This window comes from Microlunatus panaciterrae (assembly GCF_016907535.1).
Taxonomy (GTDB): Bacteria; Actinomycetota; Actinomycetes; order Propionibacteriales; family Propionibacteriaceae; genus Microlunatus; species Microlunatus panaciterrae.
On sequence record NZ_JAFBCF010000001.1, the window covers coordinates 1782490 to 1807094 of the forward strand.

A 24605-nucleotide genomic window follows, 5' to 3' on the forward strand; every position below is an offset into this window, starting at 1 on the left:
GCGCACTTTGGTCGTACGTCACCCAGGTTTGACCTTGTGCGGAGGCCACGAAACTGTGCGAAGTGCCGACGATTGGCGTACTCAGGGCCGCCGAGGACCACCGACACCGCAGGTTAGGCTGACGATCATGATCGACATCACGCAGGCGCTGCCGCGGAGCGAACCGGAAGAACAGCACATCAGCTCGGCCGGGATCCTGAGCTTTCTCGACGGCCTCCAGGAGCAGGGCATCGAGCTGCACAGCCTGATGGTGCTGAGGCATGGGACCGTGGTCGCCGAGGGCTGGTGGCAGCCGTACCAGCCCGACGGCATCCACCTGCTCTACTCGCTCAGCAAGAGCTTCACGGCGACCGCGGCGGGGTTCGCGATCGCCGAGGGGCTGCTGTCGCTCGACGACAAGGTGCTGGCCTTCTTCCCCGACCAGGCACCCGCGGCACCCTCGGACTTCCAGCGGCGGCTGGAGCTCCGGCATCTGCTCAGCATGGCCACCGGCCATCGCGAGGACACCCTGGAGCGTGCCATCACCGTGGACCCGGAGGACTGGGTCAGGGGCTTCCTGTCGATCCAGCCGGAGGAGGAGCCGGGGTCGATCTTCGCCTACAACAACGGCGCCACCTTCATGGTGTCCGCGATCGTCCAGCAGGTCACCGGGCAGCGCGTGCTCAACTACCTGCGGCCCCGGCTGCTGCACCCGCTCGGGATCACCGACGCCTACTGGCAGCAGGATCCCCAGGGACGCAACATCGGCTACTCGGGGCTGCATCTGAGCACCGAATCCATCGCCCGCTTCGGCCAGCTCTTCCTCCAGGGCGGCCAGTGGCAGGGCGAACAGCTGCTGCCCGAAGGGTGGGCCGAGCTGGCCAGCACCATTCACGTGGCCAACGACCAGGAGGAGAACCCGGACTGGAGCCAGGGGTACGGCTTCCAGTTCTGGCGCGGCCGGCATGGCACCTATCGTGGTGACGGCGCGTACGGTCAGTTCAGTGTGGTGATGCCCGAGCAGGACGCGGTGCTGGCCACCACCTCTGCCACCGAGAACATGCAGGCCATCCTCGATCTCGCCTGGACCCGGCTGCTTCCGGCCATGCACGACTCGGCCCCGGCGGCACAGCCGGGTGCGGCCGCAGAGCTGGCTGAACGGCTCGCCAACCTGGCCATCGCGCCGGTCGACGCCGCCGACGATGCGGCTGCGAGCGCCTCGACAGCCACGGTGTGGCTGCCGTCACCCAGTCAGCAGCCGGTGAACGCCCCGCCCATCGAGCGGGTCACCGTCGAGGCGGTCGACGACGAGTTCCAACTGACGCTCGCCCTGGACGGAGCCGACTACGAGCTGCGGTGTCGGCCGGGCTGTTGGACGGAGAACAAGACCGGTCTCATCCCGATGCTGGGAGACGCGGCGGAGGCGAGTGGGGGCTGGACGGGTGCCGACACGTTCACTGCCGAGATCGCCTTCACCCGGACTCCCCACCGGTTGCAGGTGACCTGCCGGACCGGCGAGACGGGAGGAGTCTTCGAGCTCGGCTGGAACGCCATCCCGCTCGGCTCCGTTCGCTGACACCTCCCCTGCGTCCGGGCCCGCGCCCCGGTATCTGCGGTTGATGCTCGACGCTCTTCATGGTCAGGGCTTTCGAGAATGTCGGAGGTCTCGAGAATCCGGGAGGGCTTGTGGTCGTCGGGTCGCCGTCGGTGTTCCTGAGCTATCGGCGCGCCGAGAGCCAGCATCTGGCCGGCCGGCTGGCGGATCTGATCCAGGACCAGTTCCCCGGCACCACCGTCTTCCTGGACGTCGAGTCCATCGCGCCGGCCACCGACTTCGCCGCTGAGATCGAGCACGCCGTCGCCGGGTCAGCGGTGATGATCGCCGTTATCGGTCCCACCTGGGCGACGACGACCGACCAGACCGGTGTGCGGCGGATCATGGACCCCGGCGACTTCGTGGCCCAGGAGCTGCGGGCCGCCTCGGCCCGCGGCATCCCGGTGCTGCCGTTGCTCGACGTCGGCGCCAGGATGCCGACCCGGTCCGAGCTTCCGGGCGACCTGCAGGGCTTCAGCACCCGGCAGGCGATCCGGTTGCACCGCGATGTGCCCTTCGCCCATGACATGGCCCCGCTGTTGACGCTGCTGCATCAGCGGCTGGCCCAGCCTGGGCCCGCCGGGGCCGTGCCGCCACCCCGTCCCCGGTCCCAACCAGCCCGGCCTCGCTGGGTGGCCGCGCTGACCGTCGGGTTGGCCGTGCTGTTGGTCCTAGCGGGGCTCGGCTACGGCGCCTATCGGCTCGCCACCCCATTACTCCAGACCTACTCGTTGTCCGGCCGATGGCGGGCGGACACCACGCTGTCGGGCACGTCGATCGACTTATACCGGGTCGACCGACTCCGAAACGTCATCTCCCTCCAGCTGCTGCTGCGCAACCGCGGTTCCGACGCCTTCACCTTCGCCTTCCCGTACGGAACGGCCACCGTGGTCGACGACGCCAACCACAGTTATGACCCCGACCCGTTCCAGACCGACTGGCAAACATCCGTTCCGGCCGGCGCCAAACGCAATGTGACGCTCAGGCTGGATGGCACGTTGGAGGGAGACCCGCGTTCGCTTACGCTGCACCTCACCTACCAGTCCAGGTTCGAGGACCCGGGGACTCTGCGGTCGGCCGAGGTGGTCGGCATCCCTGTCCCTCAGCCCAGCTGAGGGCCGGTTGGACGCTCGATGATGCGCGACAGCACGATGTCGCTCACCGACTGCTCGATCCACGGAGCGCGGCGGATGCGTTCGATCGCGCGCTCGAGTTGGCGGACATCCGCCGCCACCATGTGCACGAGCGCGTCAGCGCTGCCGGACACGGTGCTGGCGCTGACAACCTCCGGCACCTCGGCCAGCACCCGCTGCAACGCCTCCGGCGAGACGTTGCCTCGGCAGTAGAGCTGGACGTACGCCTCGGTGCGCCATCCCAGAGCATCCGGGTCGATCACTACGGTGAACCCTCGGATCACGCCCCGGCGGGTCAGCGCGTCCACCCGCCTCTTCACCGCCGACGCCGACAACCCCACCTCGGAGCCGATCTGCGCATAGGTCGCGCGGGCGTTCCTCAGCAGGCAGCCGAGGATCGCCCGGTCGCTGTCGTCCATCGCCGTTATGCGCAACAGATTGTCGTCAGGGGCAGCATCCACGCAATATATCGGCATAACCCTCGCGCAGATGCGTATTGCTTGCGCAGTGCGGCCCTCGTAGCGTTCAGATACCGCTCGCGAGGTGGTGTTCGCCGACCCGAAGCAGAGGACCAGCCCATGACCGCCGTTTCCGAGCTCCCGCCACACACCCGCCAGCAGTCCTACCGTCAGCGCAGCTATCTGATGTGCCGGCCCGACTATTTCGCGGTCAGCTATGCCATCAACCCGTGGATGCATCCCGAGGTCGCCGTCGACCGTCAACTGGCCATCTCCCAGTGGGAGTCACTGCGCCAGACCTACGTCAGCCTCGGGCACCGCGTCGAGACGATCCGGCCGGAGCCCGGGCTGCCCGACATGGTGTTCGCCGCAAATGGGGCACTCGTCATCGACGGAGTGGCGTACGGAGCCAGCTTCCGCCACCCGGAGCGGCGGCCGGAGGCGAACGCCTACCTCACCTGGATGGGCACCAACGGCATCGACCGGACGGTCGAGGCCAACTTCACCAACGAGGGCGAGGGCGACTTCCTGCTGGTGGGCGAGATGCTGCTGGCCGGAACCGGGTTCCGTACCGATCCGGCCGCGCACCGCGAAGCCCAGCAGCTGTTCGGGCGGCCAGTCATCTCGCTGCAGCTGGTGGACCCGCACTACTACCACCTCGACACGGCCCTGGCGGTGCTCGGCGACGACCTCATCGCCTACCTGCCATCGGCGTTCAGTCCGGAGAGCCAGCGGCTGCTCGGCTGTCTCTTCCCGGACGCCGTGATCGCTTCCGAGGCCGACGCTGCAGTGTTCGGTCTGAACGCCGTCTGCGACGGCCAACACGTCGTGCTGCCGCGACAGGCCGAGGGGCTGGCCGTCCAGCTGGCTGCCCGTGGCTTCGACCCGGTCGGTGTCGACCTGTCCGAGCTGCTGAAGGCCGGCGGCAGCGTCAAGTGCTGCACACTGGAGCTCCGGACGTGATCGACGCAGCCATGGTCACCGAGACAGCCACCGCCGACCCGGGTGTCACCGAGCGGGACATCGCACTGGCCGAGCGCCACGCCGCGCACAACTATCATCCGCTCCCGGTGGTCGCCGACCGGGCCGAGGGATGCTGGATCACCGACGTCGAGGGCGATCGCTACCTGGACCTGCTGGCCGCCTACTCGGCGCTGAACTTCGGGCACCGCCACCCGCAGATCATCGCCGCCGCCCAGGCGCAGCTCGAGAAGGTCACCCTCGTCAGCCGAGCCTTCTACAGCGCCGAGTTCGGCCGATTCTGCGCCGAGCTGGCCGAGTTCGTCGGCAAGGACATGGTGCTGCCGATGAACACCGGCGCGGAGGCCGTCGAGAGCGGGTTGAAGGTGGCCCGCAAGTGGGGCTACGAGGTCAAGGGCGTGCCGGATGGTCGGGCCAACATCATCACCGCGAGCGGCAACTTCCACGGCCGCACCACCAGCATCATCTCGTTCTCCGACGACCCGGTCGCCACCGCGGGCTTCGGACCGTTCACCCCCGGGTTCCGGACCGTCCCGTTCGGCGACAGCGCCGCCGTGGCGGCAGCCACCGACGAACACACGGTCGCGGTGCTGCTGGAACCGGTGCAGGGTGAGGCCGGCATCGTGGTGCCACCGCCCGACTATCTGCGCGAGGTCCGCGCCCTGTGCACGCAGCGTGGCGTCCTGCTGATCGCCGACGAGATCCAGTCGGGGCTGGCCCGCACCGGCCGAACCTTCGCCTGTGACCATTTCGGCGTTGTGCCCGATGTCTACCTGCTCGGCAAGGCTCTGGGCGGCGGCGTGGTCCCGCTCTCCGCCGTGGTCGCCAACTCCGATGTGCTGGGCGTGCTGCGGCCGGGACAGCACGGCTCCACCTTCGGCGGCAACCCGCTGGCCTGTGCGGTCGGACGTACGGTCATCGCGATGCTGCGGACCGGTGAGTACCAGGACCGTGCCGCCCGGCTGGGTGATCACCTCAAGGTGAGACTGGACCGGCTGCTCGGTCACGGCGTCACCGAGGTGCGGACCCTCGGACTGTGGGCGGGGGTGGACATCGACCGTCGGGTGGCCACCGGCAGGCAGGTCGCGGAGGCACTGATGCATCGCAAGGTTCTGGTCAAGGACACCCACCTCACGACGATCCGGCTGGCCCCGCCGATCGTGATCGAGGAGTCTGAGATCGACTGGGCCCTCGACCAGCTGGCTGAGGTGCTGACCGAGCTGGGCTGAGCCGTTCGGCAGAGGCCCTGCTCAGTCGGCTACCTTGAACACCAGCTCGGTCACCCAGGTGGACATGTCCGGCTGTTCGGCCGGGTCGGAGAGATAGACCTCCAGCCGTGCCGCCCAGTGTGGCCCATCCGCGGAGTCGACCACGTCCCACTCCAGCCCCTGCTCGGCGGCCCAGTCCAGCAGGGCTCCGGTCGCAGGCATCAGCTCGCTGGGGTGGCCGGTGTGCGTCAGGGTCGCGTACCGGCCGGCCGGCAACACGGCGGCCCTGACTCTGCCGTCGGAGGAGACCGGCTCGGCCACCGGGCAGCCGACCTCGACCTCCATGGTGCCTGCCATGTCGATGACGTTGTACTTCCAGAACGGCGGCCCGGCCGGCTGCAGGCCCTTCGACACCAGCCAGGCGTCCAGCTCTCCGTGCAACGGCGGCAGCTCCTGACCGATCGAGTCCATCGTGACGTTCGCGGTGATCGACACGTACGGCTGGGCATCACGCTGGATGATCTTGGGCGGCGTGATCTTCATTTCTCCTCCTGCTGATGACCGGGTCGCCACCGGCGTCGCGACCCATCACCATGGTCGCCCCGATCCCCAGGGCACGGTCAAGGGTGGGCGTGCACGGTCTCGCGATAGCGTCGTACCGGCCATTCCCCTCCGGCCCCCGGCAAACGAACTACAAGGAGTTCTCACGATGTCCGACGGACCCGTCACCCGCCCGCGTATCGCCATTGCTGGGTTGAGCCTGGAAGCCAGCACCTTCTCCCCGGCCGTGACCAGGACCGAGGCGCTGCATCCGAAGCGGGGGGCGGAGATCCTCGCCGGTCGGCCGTTCTGGGCCGAGGGTGGCGCGCTGCGAGATGCCGCTGAATGGGTGCCCATCCTGCAGGGCCGGGCCATCCCCGGCGGACCGGTGCCGATGGAGGACTACACCGCTCTCAAGGCCGAGATCATCGACGGGCTGCGGGCCGCGCACCAACAGCAGCCGCTGGACGGGATGGTCTTCGACATCCACGGTGCGATGAGCGTCGTCGGGATGGATGATGCTGAGGGAGACCTGGCCGTCGCCATCCGCGAGGCAGTCGGACCCGACGTGTTGATCAGCACCGGCATGGACCTGCACGGCAACGTGTCCTGGCGGCTGGCCGAGGCGATGGACCTGCTCACCTGTTACCGGATGGCGCCGCACGAGGACGCCTTGGAGACCAAGGAACGCGCCGTCCGGAACCTGCTGGATCGACTGGCGTTGCCGGCCGAGCGTCGCCGCCCGCTGAAGGCGTGGATCCCGCTCCCCATCCTGCTCCCGGGCGAGAAGACCAGCACCCGGATCGAGCCTGCCAAGAGCCTCTATGCCGTCATCGAGGAGATCGAGGCCCTGGACGGCGTCCTCGACGCCGGCTTCTGGATCGGCTACGCCTGGGCCGACGAGCCGCGCAACATGGCCATCGTCATGGTGACCGGTGATGATCAAGAGGTCATCACCGACACCGCCGAACGGCTGGCCCGGGCGATCTGGGACAGGCACACCGAGTTCGCCTTCGTCGCGCCCGCCGGGACGCTGGATGAGTGCCTCGAGGCAGCGTTCGCCAGCAGCAAGCAGCCGTACTTCATCAGCGACTCGGGTGACAACCCGACCGCCGGTGGTGCCGGCGACGTGTCCTGGACCCTGGGCGAGCTGCTCAAGCGGGAGGAGCTGGCGGACCCCTCCTACACGGCCATCTACGCCTCCATCCCGGACGCCAACGCGGTGGCGGCGTGCCTGGCAGCCGGTGTCGGAGCAGAAGTCGATCTTGAGGTCGGCGCCGTCGTCGACCCGGGGCCTGCCGGACCGGTCCGGCTGACCGGCGTGGTCGAGCACATCAACCATGGCGACCCCGACGCCGTCACCGAGGTCGTGGTCCGGCACGGCGGCCTCCGGGTGATCCTCACCCAGCTGCGGAAGCCGTACCACGTGGAGCGGGACTTCACCCAGAACGGTCTGGATCCGCGTTCGGCGGACCTGGTCATCGTCAAGATCGGCTACCTGGAGCCTGAGCTGTTCGCCATGGCCGCCGACTGGATGCTGGCTCTCACCCCGGGCGGCGTCGACCAGGATCTGGTCCGGCTCGGGCATCACCGGATCAGCCGGCCGATGTACCCGTTCGACGACTTCAGTGACCCGGCCACCACCCCCGACCTCTCCGCCCGCCTGGTCGGGTCCTGGTCCTGACCCCCTGACGCTGCCCTGCCGTGCCCTGAGCCTGTCGAAGGGCGTCCCCCTGCCGTGCCCTGACGTGCCCTGACGTGCCCTGAGCCTGTCGAAGGGGCCTGTCGAAGGGCGCTCTTCGACAGGCTCAGAGCACGGAGGTTGAAGGGCGCTCTTCGACAAGCTCAGGGCACGGAACCGGGCGCAACTAGACTCCGAGACGTGCGGGCTGGAACGTGCCGGTCGGTCGCTGCCGCACCTCGGGGCAGCGGGCGCTGCCGACCGTTCTGGCGAGCACTGATCGTGGGTTGCCTCCTGCTGCTTGTGACGGCCGCCTGCACCACCAGCAGGGAGGAACCCGGCCTGTTCCCGAAGCCTCAGCCCACCGTCAGCGAGGCGACGGAGCCGGTTCCGACACCAGAGCAGGGCAACCCGGCCCTGCCGGTGGCCGGCGAGGCTGTCTGGACCACCGCCGAAGGGCTGGACGCCACCGTCCGCGTCGCTGTGCACGCCGTACGGCGCATCGAAGGGGCCACCGTCCTGGACTGGTCCGTGACACCGTTGTCGGTTCCCGGGCTGGTCCGCGGTGAGAGCATCCCGCCCTGGGTGGACCTGGGTCTGTCCCGGCAGAGCGAGGGCCAGGTCAACGTCTTCCTGATCGATGGCCAGACGCACCAGGTCTACCGGCCGCTGACACCACGCGACCGCGATGAGCGCGGCCAGTGTCTGTGCACCCCGCTCTGGGTGGCCCAGCTGAATCTGCGGGTCGGTGAGACCCGGCTGATGCAGATCACCTACCCGGCGCTGCCGAGCGCGCTGCAGACCGTCGACCTGGATATCGCCACCCTCCCCATCTTCAGGCAGTTGCCGGTCACCGCCATCGGCTACGTGCCGCTGCCATTGCGGCCGGTGGAGCTGACCCGTGGCAGCGAGCTTTCCGTCCCGTTGTCCCGAGCGGTGTCCTTCGAGTATCCCGCCGGGACCGGCAACCTGATGAGCGTCCGGATCGACGAGATCCAGGCGGCGGCCACCGGCACCTCGCTGCGGTGGACGATCAGGTCCCTGACCGACCAGCCCACCCTCAACCTGCTGCCCGCCGAGGAGCCGCTGGCCGCTGCGATGCCGAGCTGGATCGGGCTCTACAGCCCGTGGGCCACCAGCGGGCCCCAGCTCAGGCCCTCGGCGAACCCGGCCGCGGGCTTGTCCAACGTCCGCTGGATGACCACCAAGCTGCAGAACCGCGGCTACTTCGAGTGCCTGTGCACCGACCTCGGTACCTGGGCCACCGCGCTCAGGTCGGCAGGCGGCTCGGTGAGTGTCATCACCAACTTCCCGCCGCTCGGCCGCTCGGTCACCACGGTGGACGTGACGCTGCCCGGCGTGGGCACGGTCCTGAACCTTCCGGTCACCTGGGTGAGGCCCCACCAGATGCCGTTGAGCACCCTCGCCCTCAGCAGCGGCCGGCCGTGGACCTATGCCGTCGACGGGCCACCCGCCGGCTGGCTGGCAGCGGACTGGCCGACCCCGCTGCCGGGCAGCGGACAGTTGCGGCACTACACGGCGACCGTAGATGATCTTGTCGACCTGCCGAGATGACGGCTGCGGTGGGATTCATCGCCGGTGGTGATCGGGCACCTCTTGGGCCCGACGGTCATCATGGAGATGCGCGCCGGCTCCGGCGGTGCCACTATGAGATCGGTGCGGGACCGGACGACCGACACGGATGTCCGAGGAAGGGAGTGATCATGGACCGGAATGTGCTCTTGCTGAACGCCTCCTATGACGTGCTGTCGTTCGTCTCCTGGCAGCGGGCCGCCACTCTGCTGGCGTGTGAGCACGCCTACATCTTCGAGTCCATCCCGGGGCGCTTCATCCGCTCCCCTCGGCTGGTCATTCCCGCACCGGTGTCCATCGTGCTGACCGAGTGGGTCGACGTGCCGTACCGCGAGTTCGGTGACACCGACACGGCGGCCAGGATGGCGGTGCTGCGCCGCGACGGGTTCGTCTGCGCCTACTGCGGCGGCAAAGGATCCACGGTCGACCACATCCTGCCGAAGTCGCGCGGCGGCCTGGACACCTACGCCAACCTGATCACCGCCTGCGCACCGTGCAACCAGGCCAAGGACGACCGCACTCCGGAGGAGGCCGGCATGCCGTTGCTATGGGAGCCGTACGATCCCCGCGGGCACCACAAGCTGCAGCGACAGATCTATAAACGGCTGGCCGCGAAGCAGGACTGACGTCCGACCGATCGGGCCCATCCTGCCCCGTCGGCGGTGTCTGCCCCAGTCCAGGATGTTGAGAGGGCGTCATGACCGATCGTGCCGGGATGGCCGGGGCAGCAGAGCGACGCGATGCCCGACTGGCGGCGGCGATCGTCCAGGCACACGGCATCCGCCCGACGGGCGTCCGGGCCATCGTCGGGCAGGGTGTGACCAACCACGTGTTCATCGTCGAGTCGGCCAACTGCGCGGTCGTGGTCCGATTCGCCATCGACACACTGTGGCAGGACGACTTCGAGCTGGAAGCATGGTGCCTGGCCAAAGCCGCCGAGCACGGCATCCCCAGCCCAGGAGTTCTCGCCGTCGGCCGCCACGACGGCGTTCCCTTCCTGATGCAGACGTACGTCCAGGGCCGACCAGGGACGACAGCGCGGACCGATGATCTCTGGCACACGCTGGGAACCTTCGCCCGCACCGTGCATGCCATCCCGGTGACCCCGGACGCCCCCGAGGGTCTGTTCTCACGCTTCGGTCGTGACCCCGCTGCGGCCTGGCAGGCTCATCTCGACTACAACCGTGACCAGCTCGGTCCGGCCGACCCGCTGATCGGGCTGGGCGTCTACACGATGGCTGAGCTGGGATCGCTCCGCGACCTGATCACCCGCCTGGGGGCGGCCGAACTCTCCTTCGGGCTCAGCCACGGTGACCTCTCGATGACGAACGTGCTGGTCACCGCCGACGCCGAACCGGTGCTGATCGACTGGGGTGCCGCCGCGGTGGGTCCGGTCCCCTACCACGATCTGCTCACCCTGACCCGACAGCACCAGTCCCGGAACGACCCCAGTGCCAGCGAGCTCGAGGCCTTCGCCACCGGATGCCGAATCGAGATCGGTGATCTCGGCCGCACGCTGGCGGACCTGGACCTGCTGGGTCGGGTCGACCTGGTGCGGTGGGCGATCGACCGGCGCCCCGACCGGCTCGCCGCGGCCGTCATCGCCGCCCGGTACGGCGTCCGGGACGCGTTGCGGTAGCAGCAGTGCGGTCAGCGGCCCAGTCGGCCGAGCTGGCCCAGCACCCGGTCAGCGTCCCTGGGCAAGGCGGCGAACTGCCAGTTGCGGATACTGCGCTGGAGGTACCGCCGCGCCTCGTCCGTTCTTCCGGCCCGGATGCTCACCGACGCCAGCGCCTCGCTGGCCACCGCCTGCGCCACCGCGTCACCAGCGCCGTCGGCCAGGGTCAGTGCCGCGGTGAACTCTCGCCGCGCGCCGGAGAGGTCATCGGCCTTCATCAGCATCCGCGCCAGGGTGCTGTGGGCCATTCCCGCGCAGCGATGGTCGCCGAGCCGACCGAAGATCGCCAGCGCCTCCTCCATCGCGGCTCGTGCCGAGGTGAGGTCCGAGCGTCGGCTGTGCATAGCCGCGATCTGCCTCAACACCTGGGCCACCCGATGATGATCACCGAGCTCCACAGCGAGCGCCTGCGCTCGATTCAGCCACGGCTCGGCCCTGTCACAGTCCCCCCGGGCCAGCTGAATCGTGGCCATGGAGTTCATCGCATGGGCCTCGCCGTGGGCGTTGCCGGCCCGCTGGAAGCAGTTCAGGGCGCTGCTGACATGTGCCTCAGACTGGTCCAGCTCGCCTCGCAGTCGACAGCCCACGCCCAGCCCCACCTCTGCGATCCCGACCCCGTCCACGTTCCCCAGACGACGGAAGAGGGCCGCGCTGCCGGCCAGATGGCCGGCGGCGCCATCCAGGTCCGCGCGGTAGAGCAGCACCTGACCGAGGTCGCGGCGCACGGTCGCCTCGCCGTACGGGTCATCGACACCGTGCGCCGACGGCAGCACCTGGTTGAGCAGCCGGAGCCAGAAGTCGGTGTGTCCCGTCAGGTCGAAGTAGGCCGACCAGGTGCAGGCGAGCCGCCAGGCGATGTCCACCAGGCCGTGTCGCATCGCCGTCGAGGTGAGCTCGGCCACCCGGGCTTGCTCGGCCACGAACCAGTCCGCACCTGCGCCCGGCGGCACCGGCAACGCGGGCGCTCCCGCCGGAAGGTCGATCGCATTGCCGAGATAGTGGTACTCGAGCGCGTTCGCGGCGTGCCGGGCCAGCACCAGCCAGCCGAGCAGCACCCGGCGAACGCCGAGGTCGACCTCGTCCCGGTGATCGTGGCCCCACTCCCGGGCGTGCCAGCGCAGCAGGTCATGCATGCGGTATTCCCGCGACTGGTTCCGTGGTCCCCGCCCCTGCTGCAGCAGGTTCTCTTCGAGCAGGGCATCGGTGGTGGTGGATGAGCCGCCGGACAGGTCGACCACCCAACCGGGGAACTCCACGATGTCGAGGGCGCCCAGCACCCGATACCCGAGCCCATCCGCGGGGGCCAGCGAGCGGAGGCTCAGGTCGGCGCTGGTCCGAAAGGCGGTCTCGCCCAGGGTCAACTCATTCAGGGCGTGATCGGGGTCGGTCAGCCTGGCAACCAGAGCCTGGGCCGACAGGTCGGGTCTGCGGCTGAGCCTGGCAGCCGCGATCCGAATCGCCAATGGGTGGAACCCACAGGCCCGCACGAGTGCGGCCAGATCGGTCGCCGAGCGTTGGGGGGCGATCTCCGCCGCCATCGCGACCGCGGAGTCCAGGTCCAGCACATCCAGGTCGAACGGGCGGGCACCGACCACATCGGTCAGCCGCCTCCTGCTGGTCACCAGGACCGCCGAGTCACCGGTGCCCGGGATCAGCGGCGACACCTGGCTCGCACTGCCGGCGTCGTCCAGGACCAGCAGGACCCGCCGACTCGCCAGTTCCGACCGCAGCAGGGCCGCGGCCCGGTCGACCTGTTCGGGGATCGTCTGCACGCCCAGCGACATCAGCGCCTCGCTGACGGCGAACGCCGGCTCCACCGGGTCGCCCGTCCCGCGCAGGCTGAGGAAGATCTGGCCATCCGGGAAGGAGCTCCGCACGGCGTGTGCCAACCGCGTCGCCAGCGCCGTCTTGCCCACCCCGGGGGGACCGGACAGGACCGCCACGAACGGTCGTGCGGCCGAGCGCTGCCGCAGGGCGTCGCTGAGCTCAGCGAGCTGGTCCTCGCGTCCGCAGAAGCCGGCCACATCCATCGGAAGCTGGGTGGGCACCGAGCGGCCGCGCTGTCGCTCCATCGGCAGGTCCGCATCCCGGACGGCGGGCACCTCGACGTCGAGCCCCGGCCCAGCCGGTGCGGTTCTCGCCGTCGTAGCGGACCGCGCCTGCGCTGCCAGCGCTGCGAAGGCCGCGCCGACCTCGACGCCGAGCTCGGTGTCGAAGACGGCAGTCCCCTCGTTGGCGGCCGCCAGTGCGAACTGGGGCTGTCCGGCCGCCAGATAGCAGCGCATCAGTTGACACCACAGGTCCTCGTTGTACGGATCACGGTCCAGTACGTCGCGTACCAGGCGGGCGGCCCGGCGGGGGTCACCATGATCAACATGGAGCCTGATCGCCTCGTCCAACACCTCGGTGTAGGCCATCTCCCAGCGGGTCAGCTGCGGTTGCCAGGCCGAGCACACCGGAACATCCTCCAGTGGTGTGCCGCGCCACAGACCGGTGGCCTGGTCGATCAGGGCGAGGGCGCCGGCGAAGTCCCCGACCCTGCTCAGATGCCTGGCCTCCGAGACGAGCGACTCGAGCCTGGTGCTGTCCAGCTCATCCGGGCTGATCATCAGCGCATACCCGTTGGGCCTGGTCTCGATCGTTGCCGCGCCGGTACGTTCGCTGATCCTGGTCCGCAGCAGCCGCACATAGGTGCGCAGGTTCGCCGCCGCCGAGTTGGGCGGTTGGCCGTCCCACAGGTTGTCCGCGATGAAGTCCGCGGAGACGTACCGGTTCGGGTGCAGCAGCAGCGTGGCCAGCAGCTGGCGAGGCTTCGATCCCGGCAGCAGGCGCACAGCAGTCTCGCCGGTGACGGTCATCGGCCCCAGGATCTCGAAGATCATGCCGCGGTTCTCCTCCGGATCGACGGTAGGCGTCGAGCACGGACCATCTTGGCCGGGGAAGCTCGGCGCTGCGCGATCGGGAGAACAATAGTTGCACGATCGATGCTGTTCGTTCCAGCGCGCGGGAGGTCGCTCAGCGGGCGAACGGGAAGACCGCCGGGCTCCAACCCCGATAGCCGGTCAGGTCGGTCTGCACGGCCAGCCCGACCACACCGGCGACACCGGGGCCGATCACCCGGCCATCACCCACCCCGCAGAACACCGTCACCCGGTCGTTCGACTCAAACCAGGCCAGTCCGCCGCGCGGTGGGGTGCTGAGGCTCAGCCGGTCGTGCTCGCGCATCCAGTTCAGCCCCTCGGCCGCGGTGAGCCAGCCGCTCTCCTCGTAGTAGCCGAACGCCATCCGCTGGAACTTCAGCGGCCATCCCTCCCAAGCGGCGCTGCCGATCCGCAGCTGCTGCCAGCGGAGGGCATCCTCGGTCGAGCGTGGTGTGGTGTAGAGCATTGCTGATCAGCTGCCTCTTGGCGTCCTTCGTGCACGTAACGTTCACCACCCTGCCTGGCGGTGTCCCGATGCTCTCAGGGCGATGCACACTCACCGCACATCGGCGGACGCTCCACCGTCAGCGAACGCCTGCTCGGGCCCGTTGTCGCCGATGTACGTCCGATGTACATCGATGCTGCAGAGTTCTCGCATGACCTCGATGCGCCTGGGGTTCGGGGGAAAACCAGGCCGGAGAGGTCCGCGGCCCGCAAGGGCCACGGTTCGGCCGACGGAGCAGGCTCAGCCGCGGGGGCGCTGAGCGTACGACACCTCGGCCGGGGGATCGAGGCGCTGGGGGGAGCGGAGTCGATCTCTGCCGACGTCGGAGCCGAATCGATCTGTTCTGCGGTCGGGCGCAAGCCCGGCCCGACCGCCGAACAGGTCAGAGTCGCGAACGGGTCAGAGTCGCGAACGGGCGAATCGGCGCGTCAGGGCGTACCGCCGCCCTTCCCTACGCCTGAGCCCCGCTGCCCCCCGGCGATGACGAGCCAGTTCGGTTGTGCAGGCGTTCGCAACCCGCAGCCCGGATCGTGGCCGCGGCTATGCTCAGGGAATGGCTCAACCAGAGGTGCTGACCATCGGGTCGAAGACACCTCGATCGCTGCTCTGGGTCGCCGTCGTCGCCGTCGTGCTGGTGCTCGCGCTGGGCGGAGTCGCCGGCTGGCGCCAGGTGCAGAAGGACCGGCAGACCCTCACCATGGCGGAGGTGGAGACCGTCCTGCAGGGGCTCGACCCCGCGGGCAGCGTGACCGTTCGGCCACTGCGGCGCGGCGACTTCGGCTACGCCGGAGCGGGTTCGCTGGACAGCCGGCGCTGCGACCTGGGCTTCCCCTGGCTGACCTCCTATTGGAACCCCAGTGGCCGACAGGGCCTGGCGGCGTCGGTCTACCTGCCCGAGAGCGGGCAGTCCCCGGTCTACAGCGTCTATACGCTGACCTTCGCCGACGCCGACGCCGGCCGGACCGCCTTCCGGAACATCACCCAGAGCATCGCCGCCTGCCAGGGTGTGGCGGTCCCCATCCCGGACGGGAGCAGGGCCACCTACCGGATCGAGGACGAGACGGCGACCCTCGGCGACAGCGACCGGCAGGCGGCCTACAACGTCTTCCTGCCCCGCTCCGCCGACGACCCCGCCGGCTTCGTCTTTCCGATCCACCTGCTCCAGTACGGCAACACCATCTCCTGGGAGCTCCGCAACAACGGCGACGAGCGCGCGCCGCAGGACACCCGGGCCGTGATCGAGGTCCTGGACCGACGGCTCTCCCACGCCTGGCGCACCCGACTCTAGCCGCCGGCTGCTGGCCAGCCCTCACGATTCGGTAACCCTTCCTTGTCTTGGTTACCGGCCGGTAGCATAATTGAAGTTACTGACCAGTAACAAAGCCGGTTCGCTATCAGAGGTGCGAGATGAGCCACTACAAGTCCAACCTGCGTGACATCACGTTCAACCTGTTCGAGGTGCTCGGGGTGGACCGGGTGCTCGGTCGCGGTCCCTACGAGGACCTCGATGCCGAGACGGCTCAGGCCCTGCTCGACGAGGTCGACCACCTCGCCCGGACCACACTGGCCGAGTCCTTCGCCGAGGGCGACCAGCACCCGCCCGTCTTCGATCCGCGCAGCCATGCGGTGACCATGCCCGAGGGCTTCAAGAGGTCATACCGCGCCTGGATGGATGCCGGTTTCTACAACCTCGAGCTGCCGCCCGCGCTCGGCGGTCAGCAGTCGCCGCCCTCTCTGCAGTGGAGCATCGCCGAGCTGGCGCTCGGTGCGAACCCGGCCCTCTACATCTACGCCTCCGGCCCGCGGTTCGCCTACGTACTGTGGGCCAACGGAACGGAACGGGACAAGAAGATCGCGCAGCACATGGTGCAGCGCGGCTGGGGGGCGACCATGGTGCTGACCGAGCCGGACGCCGGCTCCGATGTGGGCTCCGGCCGGACCAAGGCCACCCTGCAGCCGGACGGCAGCTGGCACATCGAGGGCGTCAAGCGCTTCATCACCTCCGGAGAGCACGACCTGACCGAGAACATCGTCCACCTCGTCCTGGCCCGGCCTCAGGGGATTGAGGGCGTCGGCGGACCGGGAACCAAGGGGCTGTCGCTGTTCATCGTGCCCAAGTACGACTTCGACCTCGAGACCGGAGAGCTCACCGGTGGACGCAACGGCGTCTACGCGACCGGCGTGGAGAAGAAGATGGGCATCAAGGCGTCGACCACCTGTGAGCTCACCTTCGGTGACGGCACGCCGGCCAAGGGCTGGCTGCTGGGCGAGGTGCACAACGGCATCGCCCAGATGTTCCAGGTGATCGAGTATGCCCGGATGATGGTCGGCACCAAGGCGATCGCCACCCTGTCCACGGGCTACCTCAACGCCCTGGAGTACGCCAAGACCAGGGTGCAGGGACCCGACCTGACCCGCGCGTCGGACAAGACCGCGCCTCGGGTGACCATCACCCATCACGCGGACGTACGGCGCTCGCTGCTGACGCAGAAGGCGGCGGTCGAGGGCATGCGGTCCCTGGTGCTCTATGCCGCCACCATGCAGGACCGGCTCGCGCTGGCCCGGTTGAACGGCACCGTCGACGACGAGGCGGCCAGGGTCAACGACCTGCTGCTGCCGATCGTCAAGGGCTACGGCTCCGAACGCTCCTGGACCCTGCTGGGCACCGAGTCCCTGCAGACGCTGGGGGGCTCCGGCTTCCTCAGCGACTATCCCTTGGAGCAGTACGTCCGGGACGCCAAGATCGACACCCTCTACGAAGGCACCACCGCCATTCAGGGGCAGGACCTGTTCTTACGCAAGATCGTCCGGGACCGCGGCCAGGCGCTGGGCTACCTGTCCGGGCAGATCGCGCAGTTCGTCGCCAGTGAAGCCGGCAACGGACAGCTGAAGGATGAGCGTGAGCTGCTGCAGAAGGGTCTGGAGGATGCCGGCAGCATCGTCGGCGCCATGATCAACCAACTCCAGTCCGCCGCTCCGGAGGCGCCCGAGGGAGATGTCCGGAACGTCTACAAGGTCGGGCTCAACACCAGCCGGCTGCTGATGGCGCTCGGTGACGTGATCTGCGCCTGGCTGCTGCTGCGTGGTGCCGAGGTGGCGCTGCGGGCGCTGAACGGGGAGCTGTCAGAGGCGGACAAGCACTTCTATGAGGGCAAGGTCGCCTCGGCCCGCTGGTTTGCGCGGACCGTGCTACCCAAGATCACGGCGGAACGGGTGATCGCGGAGCGGACCGACCTCGCCGTCATGGATCTGCCCGAAGGAGCTTTCTAGACCCTCGAGGGCGCCAGACCCTCGAGTACCTCAGACCCTCGAGTGGAGACGTCATGCCCAGGTCGTCCCCGGCCTGGGCATGACCTCTTGTGCGTGCAGGCCTGCTGCGGTCACGGGCTGGTCACGAAATGTTCCCTGCATTGACAAATGCCCCAGCGGCGCGTTGACTACGTAGTCAAGACGCCCACAGCAGGCGTTGACCGCGTACTTACGGGGGTGTCGATGGGGACAGGCAGGGGCGCAGGCCGCGGCGTCGTCATGGTCGACGTCGCCCGCACCGTGGGCGTCTCCCAGAAGACCGTCTCCCGCGTCATCAACGGTGCCCCGCATGTCAGGCCCGAGATCCGAGCCCGGGTTCTGGCCGCGATCGAGGAGCTCGGCTACCGACCCAACGTCGCCGCCCGCGCACTCGTCATGCAGCGCACCCACGTGATCGGCGTGCTGGCTGTGGCCACCTCGCTGTTCGGACCGGCCTCGCGGGTGTTCTCACTGGAGCATGCTGCCCGCCAGCGCGGCTACGAGCTGGCCCTCGCGTCCCTGCCCGAGGTGTCGCCCGACGAGCTGCGCCGGGCGATCCACGGCCTGCTGGCACGAGGTGTCGAGGGCATCGTGTTCGAGGTCCCGAACCACCTGATCGAGGTTGACGACGCGCTGCTCGGCGGCGTCCCGGTGGCTACCAGCGTCGGACAGATTCCCCATGTCGCCCGCCAGGCGGTGATCGACTCGAGCCAGGCCGAAGGGGGCCGCCTGGCCACCCAGCACCTCCTCGACCTCGGCCACCAGACGGTCTGGCACCTCGCCGGCCCGCCGGAGTGGGACGCGGCTCGGGAACGCTGCGAAGGCTGGGCGAGCACCCTCGCCAAGGCCGGTCGACAGCGGCCGCCCGTGCTGTACGGCGACTGGTCGGCCCGGTCCGGCTACCAGCTCGGCCGCCAGCTGGCCGAGCGCGACGACGCCACGGCCGTCTTCGCAGCCAACGACCACCAGGCGATGGGGCTGATGTGCGCTCTGGCGGAGGCCGGCCGGTCCATCCCCGGTGACGTGTCGGTGGTCGGCTTCGACGACGTGCCTGAGGCCGAGTTCCAGATGGTGCCGTTGACCACGATCCGCACCGACGAGGCGATCATCTCGCACGCCGTACTGTCCACGCTGGTGGCGCTGATCGAGGGACGGGAACCGGCACTCGAGCAGGTCGAGGTGCATCGGGAGCTGGTCGTCCGGAGATCCAGCGGACCCCCGCGGCCCACGCCGTCAGGCCCTCCGTAGGTGCAGACACCGCTCGCCTGCCTGTGCAGGCGGCACCACAAGTCAGCCCGGCTCACCGAGCCGGTGCTGTCGCTAGGGCTCGGGGCAGCACACAGCGGTTCCGGGCCACCATGTCCGATCGGGCAACCGCCCGCCTAGCCACGCATCACTCACTCACTCATCTGGTGGAAGTAGGAACCATGACATCTCCATTCACTCGCCGACGTTTCCTGGGCACGGCGCTGGCGGCCTCGAGCGCCGTGGCACTGGCGGCCTGCAGCGGTGGCGGCGGCAAGTCCGGCGGCGGCGCGTCGGCCGCCCCGAAGGTCACGCAGGCACAGATCGACGAAGCCATGAACAAGGACACCACGCTGACCCTGTGGACCTGGGTGCCCGACATCCAGAAAGAGGTGGACCTGTTCACGAAGAAGTACCCGAAGATCAAGGTCAAGAACGTCAACGTCGGCGCCGGTGCACCGCACTACACCAAGATGCGGGCCGCCATCCAGTCCGGACAGGGCGCACCCGACGTGGCCCAGGTGGAGTTCCAGTACATCCCCTCCTTCACCCTCGGCGGCAACCTGCTCGATCTGTCGCCATACGGCGCCGACAGCATCAAGTCCCAGTACCCGGAGTGGGTGTGGTCGCAGGTCAGCAAGGGCGAGGTCGTCTACGCGATCCCGCAGGACGTCGGTCCGATGGGGCTGCTCTACCGCGATGACCTACTCAAGGCTGCCGGGGTGAAACCGCCGAAGACCTGGGACGAGTTCGCCACTGCGGCGGAGAAGTACCGGTCCGCTAACCCGAAGAGCTATCTGTCCAACCTCGCACCCAACGACCCCGGCCAGTTCGTCGCGTTCCTGTGGCAGATCGGCGCCCGGCCCTTCTCCTACGACGGCACCAAGAACGTCAAGGTCGATCTGGCCAGCGATCAGGCCAAGCAGGTGGCGAAGTTCTGGGGCGACATGGTCGCCAAGGGGGTCGTCTCGGTCGATCCGGACTTCACCGACGCCTGGTACCAGGGGTTCTCCAACGGCAAGTACGCCGCCTGGCCGGCGGCCGCCTGGGGGCCGGTGTTCCTGCAGGGCACCGCGAAGAAGACCTCCGGCAAGTGGCGTGCGACCGACCTGCCCCAGTGGGATGCCGCCAAGCCTGCCTCGGGGAACTGGGGTGGCTCGACCGATGCGGTGCTGAAGAGCAGTAAGAACCCCATCGCCGCGTCACAGTTGGCCCTGTTCATCAACACCGACAAGGAGTCAGCGCTCAAGCTGGCCACCGAGCAGTTCCTCTTCCCGCCCTCGAACACGATCCTCAACGACCCCGCCTTCGCCGACCAGGCGGCGCCGTTCTACGGCGGTCAGAAGGTCAATGCCAAGTTCACCGACATCTCTGCGACGGTGACCCCGGACTTCCAGTGGCTGCCCTTCATGGACTTCGTGTACTCCAACTACACCGACACGCTGGGCAAGGCCATGGCCAACAAGACCGACATGGTGGCTGGCCTGCAGGCATGGCAGGACGGTGTGGCCAAGTACGCCAAGGATCAGGGCTTCAACGTCGCCTGAGTCCCGGCTGCGTCGCCCGTCCCTGGGCGGGCGACGCAGCACCCCTCACCTCTCCGCGTCCTGAAAGGGGCGAGCCATGGCCACTGTGACCACCACCGCCACCACCTCCGGCAGCCGATCCGCGAAGTCGACACCACGCAAGCCACTGACTGTCGCCAAGAAGCGCCAGTACCGCGCCGCCTACGTGTTAGTTCTCCCGTTCTTCGTCATCTTCCTGGCGATGATCATCGTCCCGCTGGGCTACGCCGGCTACCTGTCCTTCTTCCGCAAACAGCTCGTCGGTGGGGTGTCGTTCGCCGGCTTCGACAACTACGCTCGGGCCGTCCAGGACCCGGCCTTCCTTGCCGGCGTCGGCAGGATGGGCCTTTTCCTGCTGGTCCAGGTGCCCGTCATGCTGGTGCTGTCCCTCTTCTTCGCGCTGGCCCTGGACAGCGGCATGACTCGGCTGGCCAAGTTCGTCCGGCTGGGCATCTTCGTCCCGTACGCCGTGCCGTCGGTGGTCGCCACCCTGATGTGGGGCTACCTCTACGGCCCCGACTTCGGCCCGTTCGCCCAGCTGGCGAACCTGGTCGGGCTGCCCCCACCACCGTTCCTGTCCCCGCACGTCGTGCTGTTCTCCATCGCCAACGTGGTGAACTGGGAGTTCGTCGGCTACAACATGATCATCATCTATGCGGCACTCCGGTCGATCCCCAGCGAGCTCTACGAGGCGGCCCGGGTCGACGGCGCCTCCGAGCCGCGGATCGCCTGGTCGATCAAGATCCCCGCTGTCCGGCCCGCACTCATCCTCACCATCATCTTCTCGGTGATCGGCACCTTCCAGCTGTTCAACGAGCCCAACCTGCTGCGGATCCTGGCGCCGAATGCGATCAACAGCTCCTACACCCCCAACCTGTACGCCTACACGTTGGCCTTCGTCAACCAGGACGCCAACTACGCCGCCGCTATCGCCTTCGTGCTCGGTATCGTGATCATGGCTCTGTCCTACATCGTCCAACTGTGGAACCAGCGTAAGGAGAGCCAGTCATGAGCGCATCGACTCCGGCGGCCCAGCCGACCCACCAGGCGGCCGGCACCAGCAGCCTGACCTCGGACGAGCTGGACACCTCCACCGGCAGATCCGCCAGGACGCCGCTGGGCACCGAGCCCAAGCAGCGCAAGAACATGGTGCTCACCGTGGTCATGATCGCCTGCGTGGCCTACTTCCTGCTCCCCCTGTACTGGCTGGTGGTCGCCTCGACGAAGTCGAACGCCGATCTGTTCTCGACCTTCGGCCTCTGGTTCGCCGACTTCAACCTGATCGAGAACCTGAAGACGGTCTTCACGTTCCAGAACGGCGTCTTCGGCCGCTGGGCCCTCAACTCGCTGATCTACTCGGTGACCAGCGCGGTCGGCGCCTCACTGCTGGCCACCGCCGCCGGGTACGCCTTCGCCAAGTACCAGTTCCCCGGGGGGAAGGCGCTGTTCTCCATCATCCTCGGCGCGATCATGATCCCGACCACCGCGCTGGCGATACCCACCTACCTGCTGTTCGCTCGCGCCCAGCTGACCGACACCTACTGGGCCATCATCCTGCCCTCCCTGGTCAGCCCGTTCGGTGTCTATCTGATGCGGGTGTACGCGGCCGACGCGGTGGACTACTCACTGATCGAGGCTGCACGCGTCGACGGGGTCGGTGAGATCAGGATCTTCTTCCAGGTCGCCTTCCGGCTGCTGATGCCCGGCGCGGTCACCGTCCTGCTGTTCTCGCTGGTCGCCACCTGGAACAACTACTTCCTTCCGTTGATCATGTTGAACACGCCGGAGAAGTTCCCGCTCCCGGTGGGCCTGGCCCAGTGGCAGTCCACCGCCAGCGCCGGCTCCGGATCGCAGGCCCTCTTCTCCACGATCATCACCGGTTCACTGGTCTCCATCCTTCCGCTGATCATCGCGTTCCTGTTCCTCCAGCGCTTCTGGCAGTCGGGCCTCTCGTCCGGCGGCGTCAAGGCCTGACCTCAGCCCTCCCCCCTGTGAAAGGTATTCCCCATGGCTTCTCGCTCTGATCACGTCCTGTTCGGCGCCGCGTACTACCACGAGTACCAACCGACACCCCGTCTGGACACCGACCTGGACCTGATGGCAGCGGCCGACTTCTCGGTGATCCGGGTCGGAGAATCGGTCTGGACGACCTGGGAGCCGGAGGACGGGGTCTTCGACCTCGACTGGCTGGCTCCGGTCCTCGACGGCGCCCACGCCCGCGGGATCGACGTGATCCTCGGCACGCCGACCTATGCGGCACCACCCTGGCTGGCACGCAAATACCCCGAGATCGCCGGCGAGTCGAGCACTGGGGTTCGGGTGCCGTGGGGCGGGCGTCAGGAGATCGACTACACCCACCCGGCCTTCCTGTTCCATGCCGAGCGGGTGATCCGCAAGATCGTCGCCCGCTACGCCGACCACCCCGCGGTGATCGGCTTCCAGGTGGACAACGAGCCCGGCATCATGTTGTTCCACAACCACGCCGTGTTCCAGCGCTTCGTGGACGAGCTGCGGACCCGCTACGGAACGCCGGAGCGACTCAACGAGGCGTGGGGCCTCGTCTACTGGTCGCACAAGCTGTCCACCTGGGCCGACCTGTGGACTCCGGACGGCAACTACCAGCCGCAGTACGACCTTGCCTGGCGGACCTTCCAGGCCAAGCTGACCACGGAGTTCATCGCCTGGCAGGCGGGGATCGTCCGCGAGTACGCCCGCGAGGACCAGTTCGTCACCACCTGCATCGCCTACGACCGGGCGACGGTGGACGACTCCAACCTCACCCGCGCACTGGACGTGACCGCCGGCAATCCCTACTACGCTATGCAGGATGCGCTGGCCGTGCCGTACACCGAGTCGAAGCCCCAGGGGTGGACGACCGCGGGGGCCTGGACGCTCTTCCAGAGCGGCGACCGGATGTTCTCCTCCAAACAGGCGCCCTACCTGATCACCGAGACGAACGCTGGCGCCATCGGTGGTCCCTCGATCAACTTCCCGGCCTACGACGGGCAGTGGCGTCAGGCAGCCTGGGCGTTCATCGCCCGCGGCGCGGAGATGATCGAGTACTGGCACTGGCACACCAACCACTTCGGCACCGAGACGTACTGGATCGGGATCCTTCCCCATGATCAACAACCGGGTCGGGTGTATCGGCAGCTGGCCCAGCTGGGGTCCGAGCTGAAGGCCGCCGGGTCGGCGGTCCTGGGTCTGAAGCCGGATGCCCGGGTCGGCATGGTGTACTCATCGCGCTCGAAGTGGGGGTTGGCGTTCCAGTCGACCTTCACCAAGGCGGACTCGACGTTCGTCAGCTCGTTGAACGAGATGGACGAGCGCTCGTACCAGCGCATCTTCGAGGCGTACTACCGGGGCGCTTTCGAGGCCGGCGTGCCGGTCCGGATCATCCACGACGACCAGCTGGTGTCGCCGACTGGCGGGCTGGATCCGGCAGCGGCCGCCGCCGAGCTGCCGGTGCTGGTGGTCGCTGGGCTGCTGGTGGCCGACGACGAGCTGCTCGACTGGCTGCGGAACTATGCCGCGGCCGGCGGACACCTGGTCCTCGGCATCCGGACCGCCTACGGCGACGAGGAGGGACGGGCGCGCATTGAGGTGAAGCCTGCGCTGCTGGCTGACGCCGGCGGGGTCCGCTACCAGGAGTTCTCGAACCTCAACGACCCGGTCACTGTCCGGGCGGTCAGCGACGAGCTGAAGATCGGCCCGGACAGCCACGCCTCCCGCTGGGTCGACTGTCTGATCAGTGAAGGGGCCGAGGTGCTGGCCGAGTACGACCATCCGCACTTCGGCCAGTTCCCGGCGATCACCACCACCGGGCACGGCCGCGGCCGCATCACCACTGTCGGCACCGTCCCGGACCAGGCGATGGCCAGCGACCTGCTGCGCTGGCTGGTCCCGGATGCCCGCACCGAGTGGGGAGAGCTGCCGGCCTCGGTGACCGTCTCCTCCGCGACGACGAGTGAGGGTGGCCGGCTCCACGTCGTCCACAACTGGAGCTGGACGCCCCAGGCGGTGACGCCGCCGATGCGGGTCCGTGACGTCCTGGCGGAGGGCTCGGAGGCGCTGGACAGCCTGCAGCTGGGGCCGTGGGATGTGCGGGTCCTGCTGGAGCTCGCCGACGGCGCCTGACTCTGTGGGCGGGATCCCTACCGTGGTCGGTAGGAATCCCGCCCATACGCACCTTGTCCACACGTTGCGGCGGCGGCGCTTGTCGCGAGCCACCGCAAG

19 protein-coding genes are annotated in these 24605 nt (G+C 68.4%); 15 read left to right on the top strand and 4 right to left on the bottom strand.

Annotation, left to right across the window (positions count from 1 at the left end; translation table 11 throughout):
* Positions 1 to 127: 127 nt before the first annotated feature.
* Positions 128 to 1555 carry a serine hydrolase domain-containing protein gene (locus tag JOE57_RS08090; RefSeq protein ID WP_204917212.1) on the top strand — a complete coding sequence of 476 codons (1428 nt, stop codon included), beginning with the start codon at positions 128 to 130 and terminating at the stop codon, positions 1553 to 1555.
* A 59-nt stretch (positions 1556 to 1614) separates the two neighbouring features.
* Positions 1615 to 2688, top strand: a complete 1074-nt coding sequence (locus JOE57_RS08095) for a toll/interleukin-1 receptor domain-containing protein (protein WP_204917213.1) — start codon at positions 1615 to 1617, stop codon at positions 2686 to 2688.
* On the opposite strand, the gene JOE57_RS08100 is transcribed toward JOE57_RS08095, so the two are convergent.
* A complete protein-coding gene (locus tag JOE57_RS08100; protein WP_204917214.1) occupies positions 2676 to 3125 on the bottom strand; it encodes an Lrp/AsnC family transcriptional regulator in 450 nt (149 codons plus the stop codon). The genes JOE57_RS08095 and JOE57_RS08100 overlap by 13 nt on opposite strands.
* 159 nt (positions 3126 to 3284) lie before the next feature.
* On the opposite strand from JOE57_RS08100, the gene ddaH reads away from it, so the two are divergent.
* Entirely contained in the window at positions 3285 to 4127 is an 843-nt protein-coding gene (gene ddaH / locus JOE57_RS08105; protein ID WP_204917215.1) for a dimethylargininase, read from the top strand.
* 11 nt (positions 4128 to 4138) lie between these two features.
* Positions 4139 to 5374: an ornithine--oxo-acid transaminase gene (gene rocD / locus JOE57_RS08110; RefSeq protein ID WP_204920314.1), complete on the top strand. Its 1236-nt coding sequence runs from the start codon at positions 4139 to 4141 to the stop codon at positions 5372 to 5374.
* Between the two features lie 21 nt (positions 5375 to 5395).
* Here rocD and JOE57_RS08115 read toward each other — a convergent pair whose 3' ends face one another.
* Complete coding sequence (locus tag JOE57_RS08115) at positions 5396 to 5896, bottom strand: GyrI-like domain-containing protein (protein ID WP_239578886.1); 501 nt, start codon at positions 5894 to 5896, stop codon at positions 5396 to 5398.
* Positions 5897 to 6062: 166 nt separating this feature from the next.
* Between JOE57_RS08115 and JOE57_RS08120 the strand changes: the two genes are divergently transcribed.
* From JOE57_RS08120 to JOE57_RS08135, 4 genes are all read left to right on the top strand, one after another.
* Positions 6063 to 7577 (top strand): M81 family metallopeptidase, encoded by a 1515-nt coding sequence (locus tag JOE57_RS08120; RefSeq protein WP_204917216.1) that lies wholly within the window; start codon positions 6063 to 6065, stop codon positions 7575 to 7577.
* A gap of 198 nt (positions 7578 to 7775) precedes the next feature.
* Positions 7776 to 9149, top strand: a complete 1374-nt coding sequence (locus JOE57_RS08125) for a hypothetical protein (RefSeq protein ID WP_204917217.1) — start codon at positions 7776 to 7778, stop codon at positions 9147 to 9149.
* Positions 9150 to 9298: 149 nt separating this feature from the next.
* Positions 9299 to 9793 (top strand): HNH endonuclease, encoded by a 495-nt coding sequence (locus JOE57_RS08130; RefSeq protein WP_204917218.1) that lies wholly within the window; start codon positions 9299 to 9301, stop codon positions 9791 to 9793.
* Positions 9794 to 9864: 71 nt separating this feature from the next.
* Entirely contained in the window at positions 9865 to 10806 is a 942-nt protein-coding gene (locus tag JOE57_RS08135; protein WP_204917219.1) for a phosphotransferase family protein, read from the top strand.
* Between the two features lie 11 nt (positions 10807 to 10817).
* Here the strand turns inward: JOE57_RS08135 and JOE57_RS08140 are convergent, their stop codons facing one another.
* Complete coding sequence (locus tag JOE57_RS08140) at positions 10818 to 13727, bottom strand: AfsR/SARP family transcriptional regulator (RefSeq protein WP_204917220.1); 2910 nt, start codon at positions 13725 to 13727, stop codon at positions 10818 to 10820.
* A 133-nt stretch (positions 13728 to 13860) separates the two neighbouring features.
* Entirely contained in the window at positions 13861 to 14232 is a 372-nt protein-coding gene (locus JOE57_RS08145) for a hypothetical protein (RefSeq protein WP_204917221.1), read from the bottom strand.
* Positions 14233 to 14824: 592 nt separating this feature from the next.
* Between JOE57_RS08145 and JOE57_RS08150 the strand changes: the two genes are divergently transcribed.
* From JOE57_RS08150 to JOE57_RS08180, 7 genes are all read left to right on the top strand, one after another.
* Entirely contained in the window at positions 14825 to 15559 is a 735-nt protein-coding gene (locus tag JOE57_RS08150; protein WP_204917222.1) for a hypothetical protein, read from the top strand.
* Positions 15560 to 15678: 119 nt separating this feature from the next.
* Positions 15679 to 17541 (top strand): acyl-CoA dehydrogenase, encoded by a 1863-nt coding sequence (locus JOE57_RS08155; RefSeq protein WP_204917223.1) that lies wholly within the window; start codon positions 15679 to 15681, stop codon positions 17539 to 17541.
* Between the two features lie 222 nt (positions 17542 to 17763).
* Positions 17764 to 18807: a LacI family DNA-binding transcriptional regulator gene (locus JOE57_RS08160; RefSeq protein ID WP_204917224.1), complete on the top strand. Its 1044-nt coding sequence runs from the start codon at positions 17764 to 17766 to the stop codon at positions 18805 to 18807.
* Between the two features lie 179 nt (positions 18808 to 18986).
* Positions 18987 to 20351: an extracellular solute-binding protein gene (locus JOE57_RS08165; protein ID WP_204917225.1), complete on the top strand. Its 1365-nt coding sequence runs from the start codon at positions 18987 to 18989 to the stop codon at positions 20349 to 20351.
* Between the two features lie 76 nt (positions 20352 to 20427).
* Positions 20428 to 21381 carry a carbohydrate ABC transporter permease gene (locus JOE57_RS08170; protein ID WP_204917226.1) on the top strand — a complete coding sequence of 318 codons (954 nt, stop codon included), beginning with the start codon at positions 20428 to 20430 and terminating at the stop codon, positions 21379 to 21381.
* Positions 21378 to 22343 carry a carbohydrate ABC transporter permease gene (locus tag JOE57_RS08175; protein ID WP_204917227.1) on the top strand — a complete coding sequence of 322 codons (966 nt, stop codon included), beginning with the start codon at positions 21378 to 21380 and terminating at the stop codon, positions 22341 to 22343. The genes JOE57_RS08170 and JOE57_RS08175 overlap by 4 nt, the downstream gene beginning before the upstream one ends.
* 33 nt (positions 22344 to 22376) lie before the next feature.
* Positions 22377 to 24506, top strand: coding sequence for a beta-galactosidase (locus JOE57_RS08180; protein WP_204917228.1), 2130 nt, complete (start codon positions 22377 to 22379; stop codon positions 24504 to 24506).
* Positions 24507 to 24605: the final 99 nt, after the last annotated feature.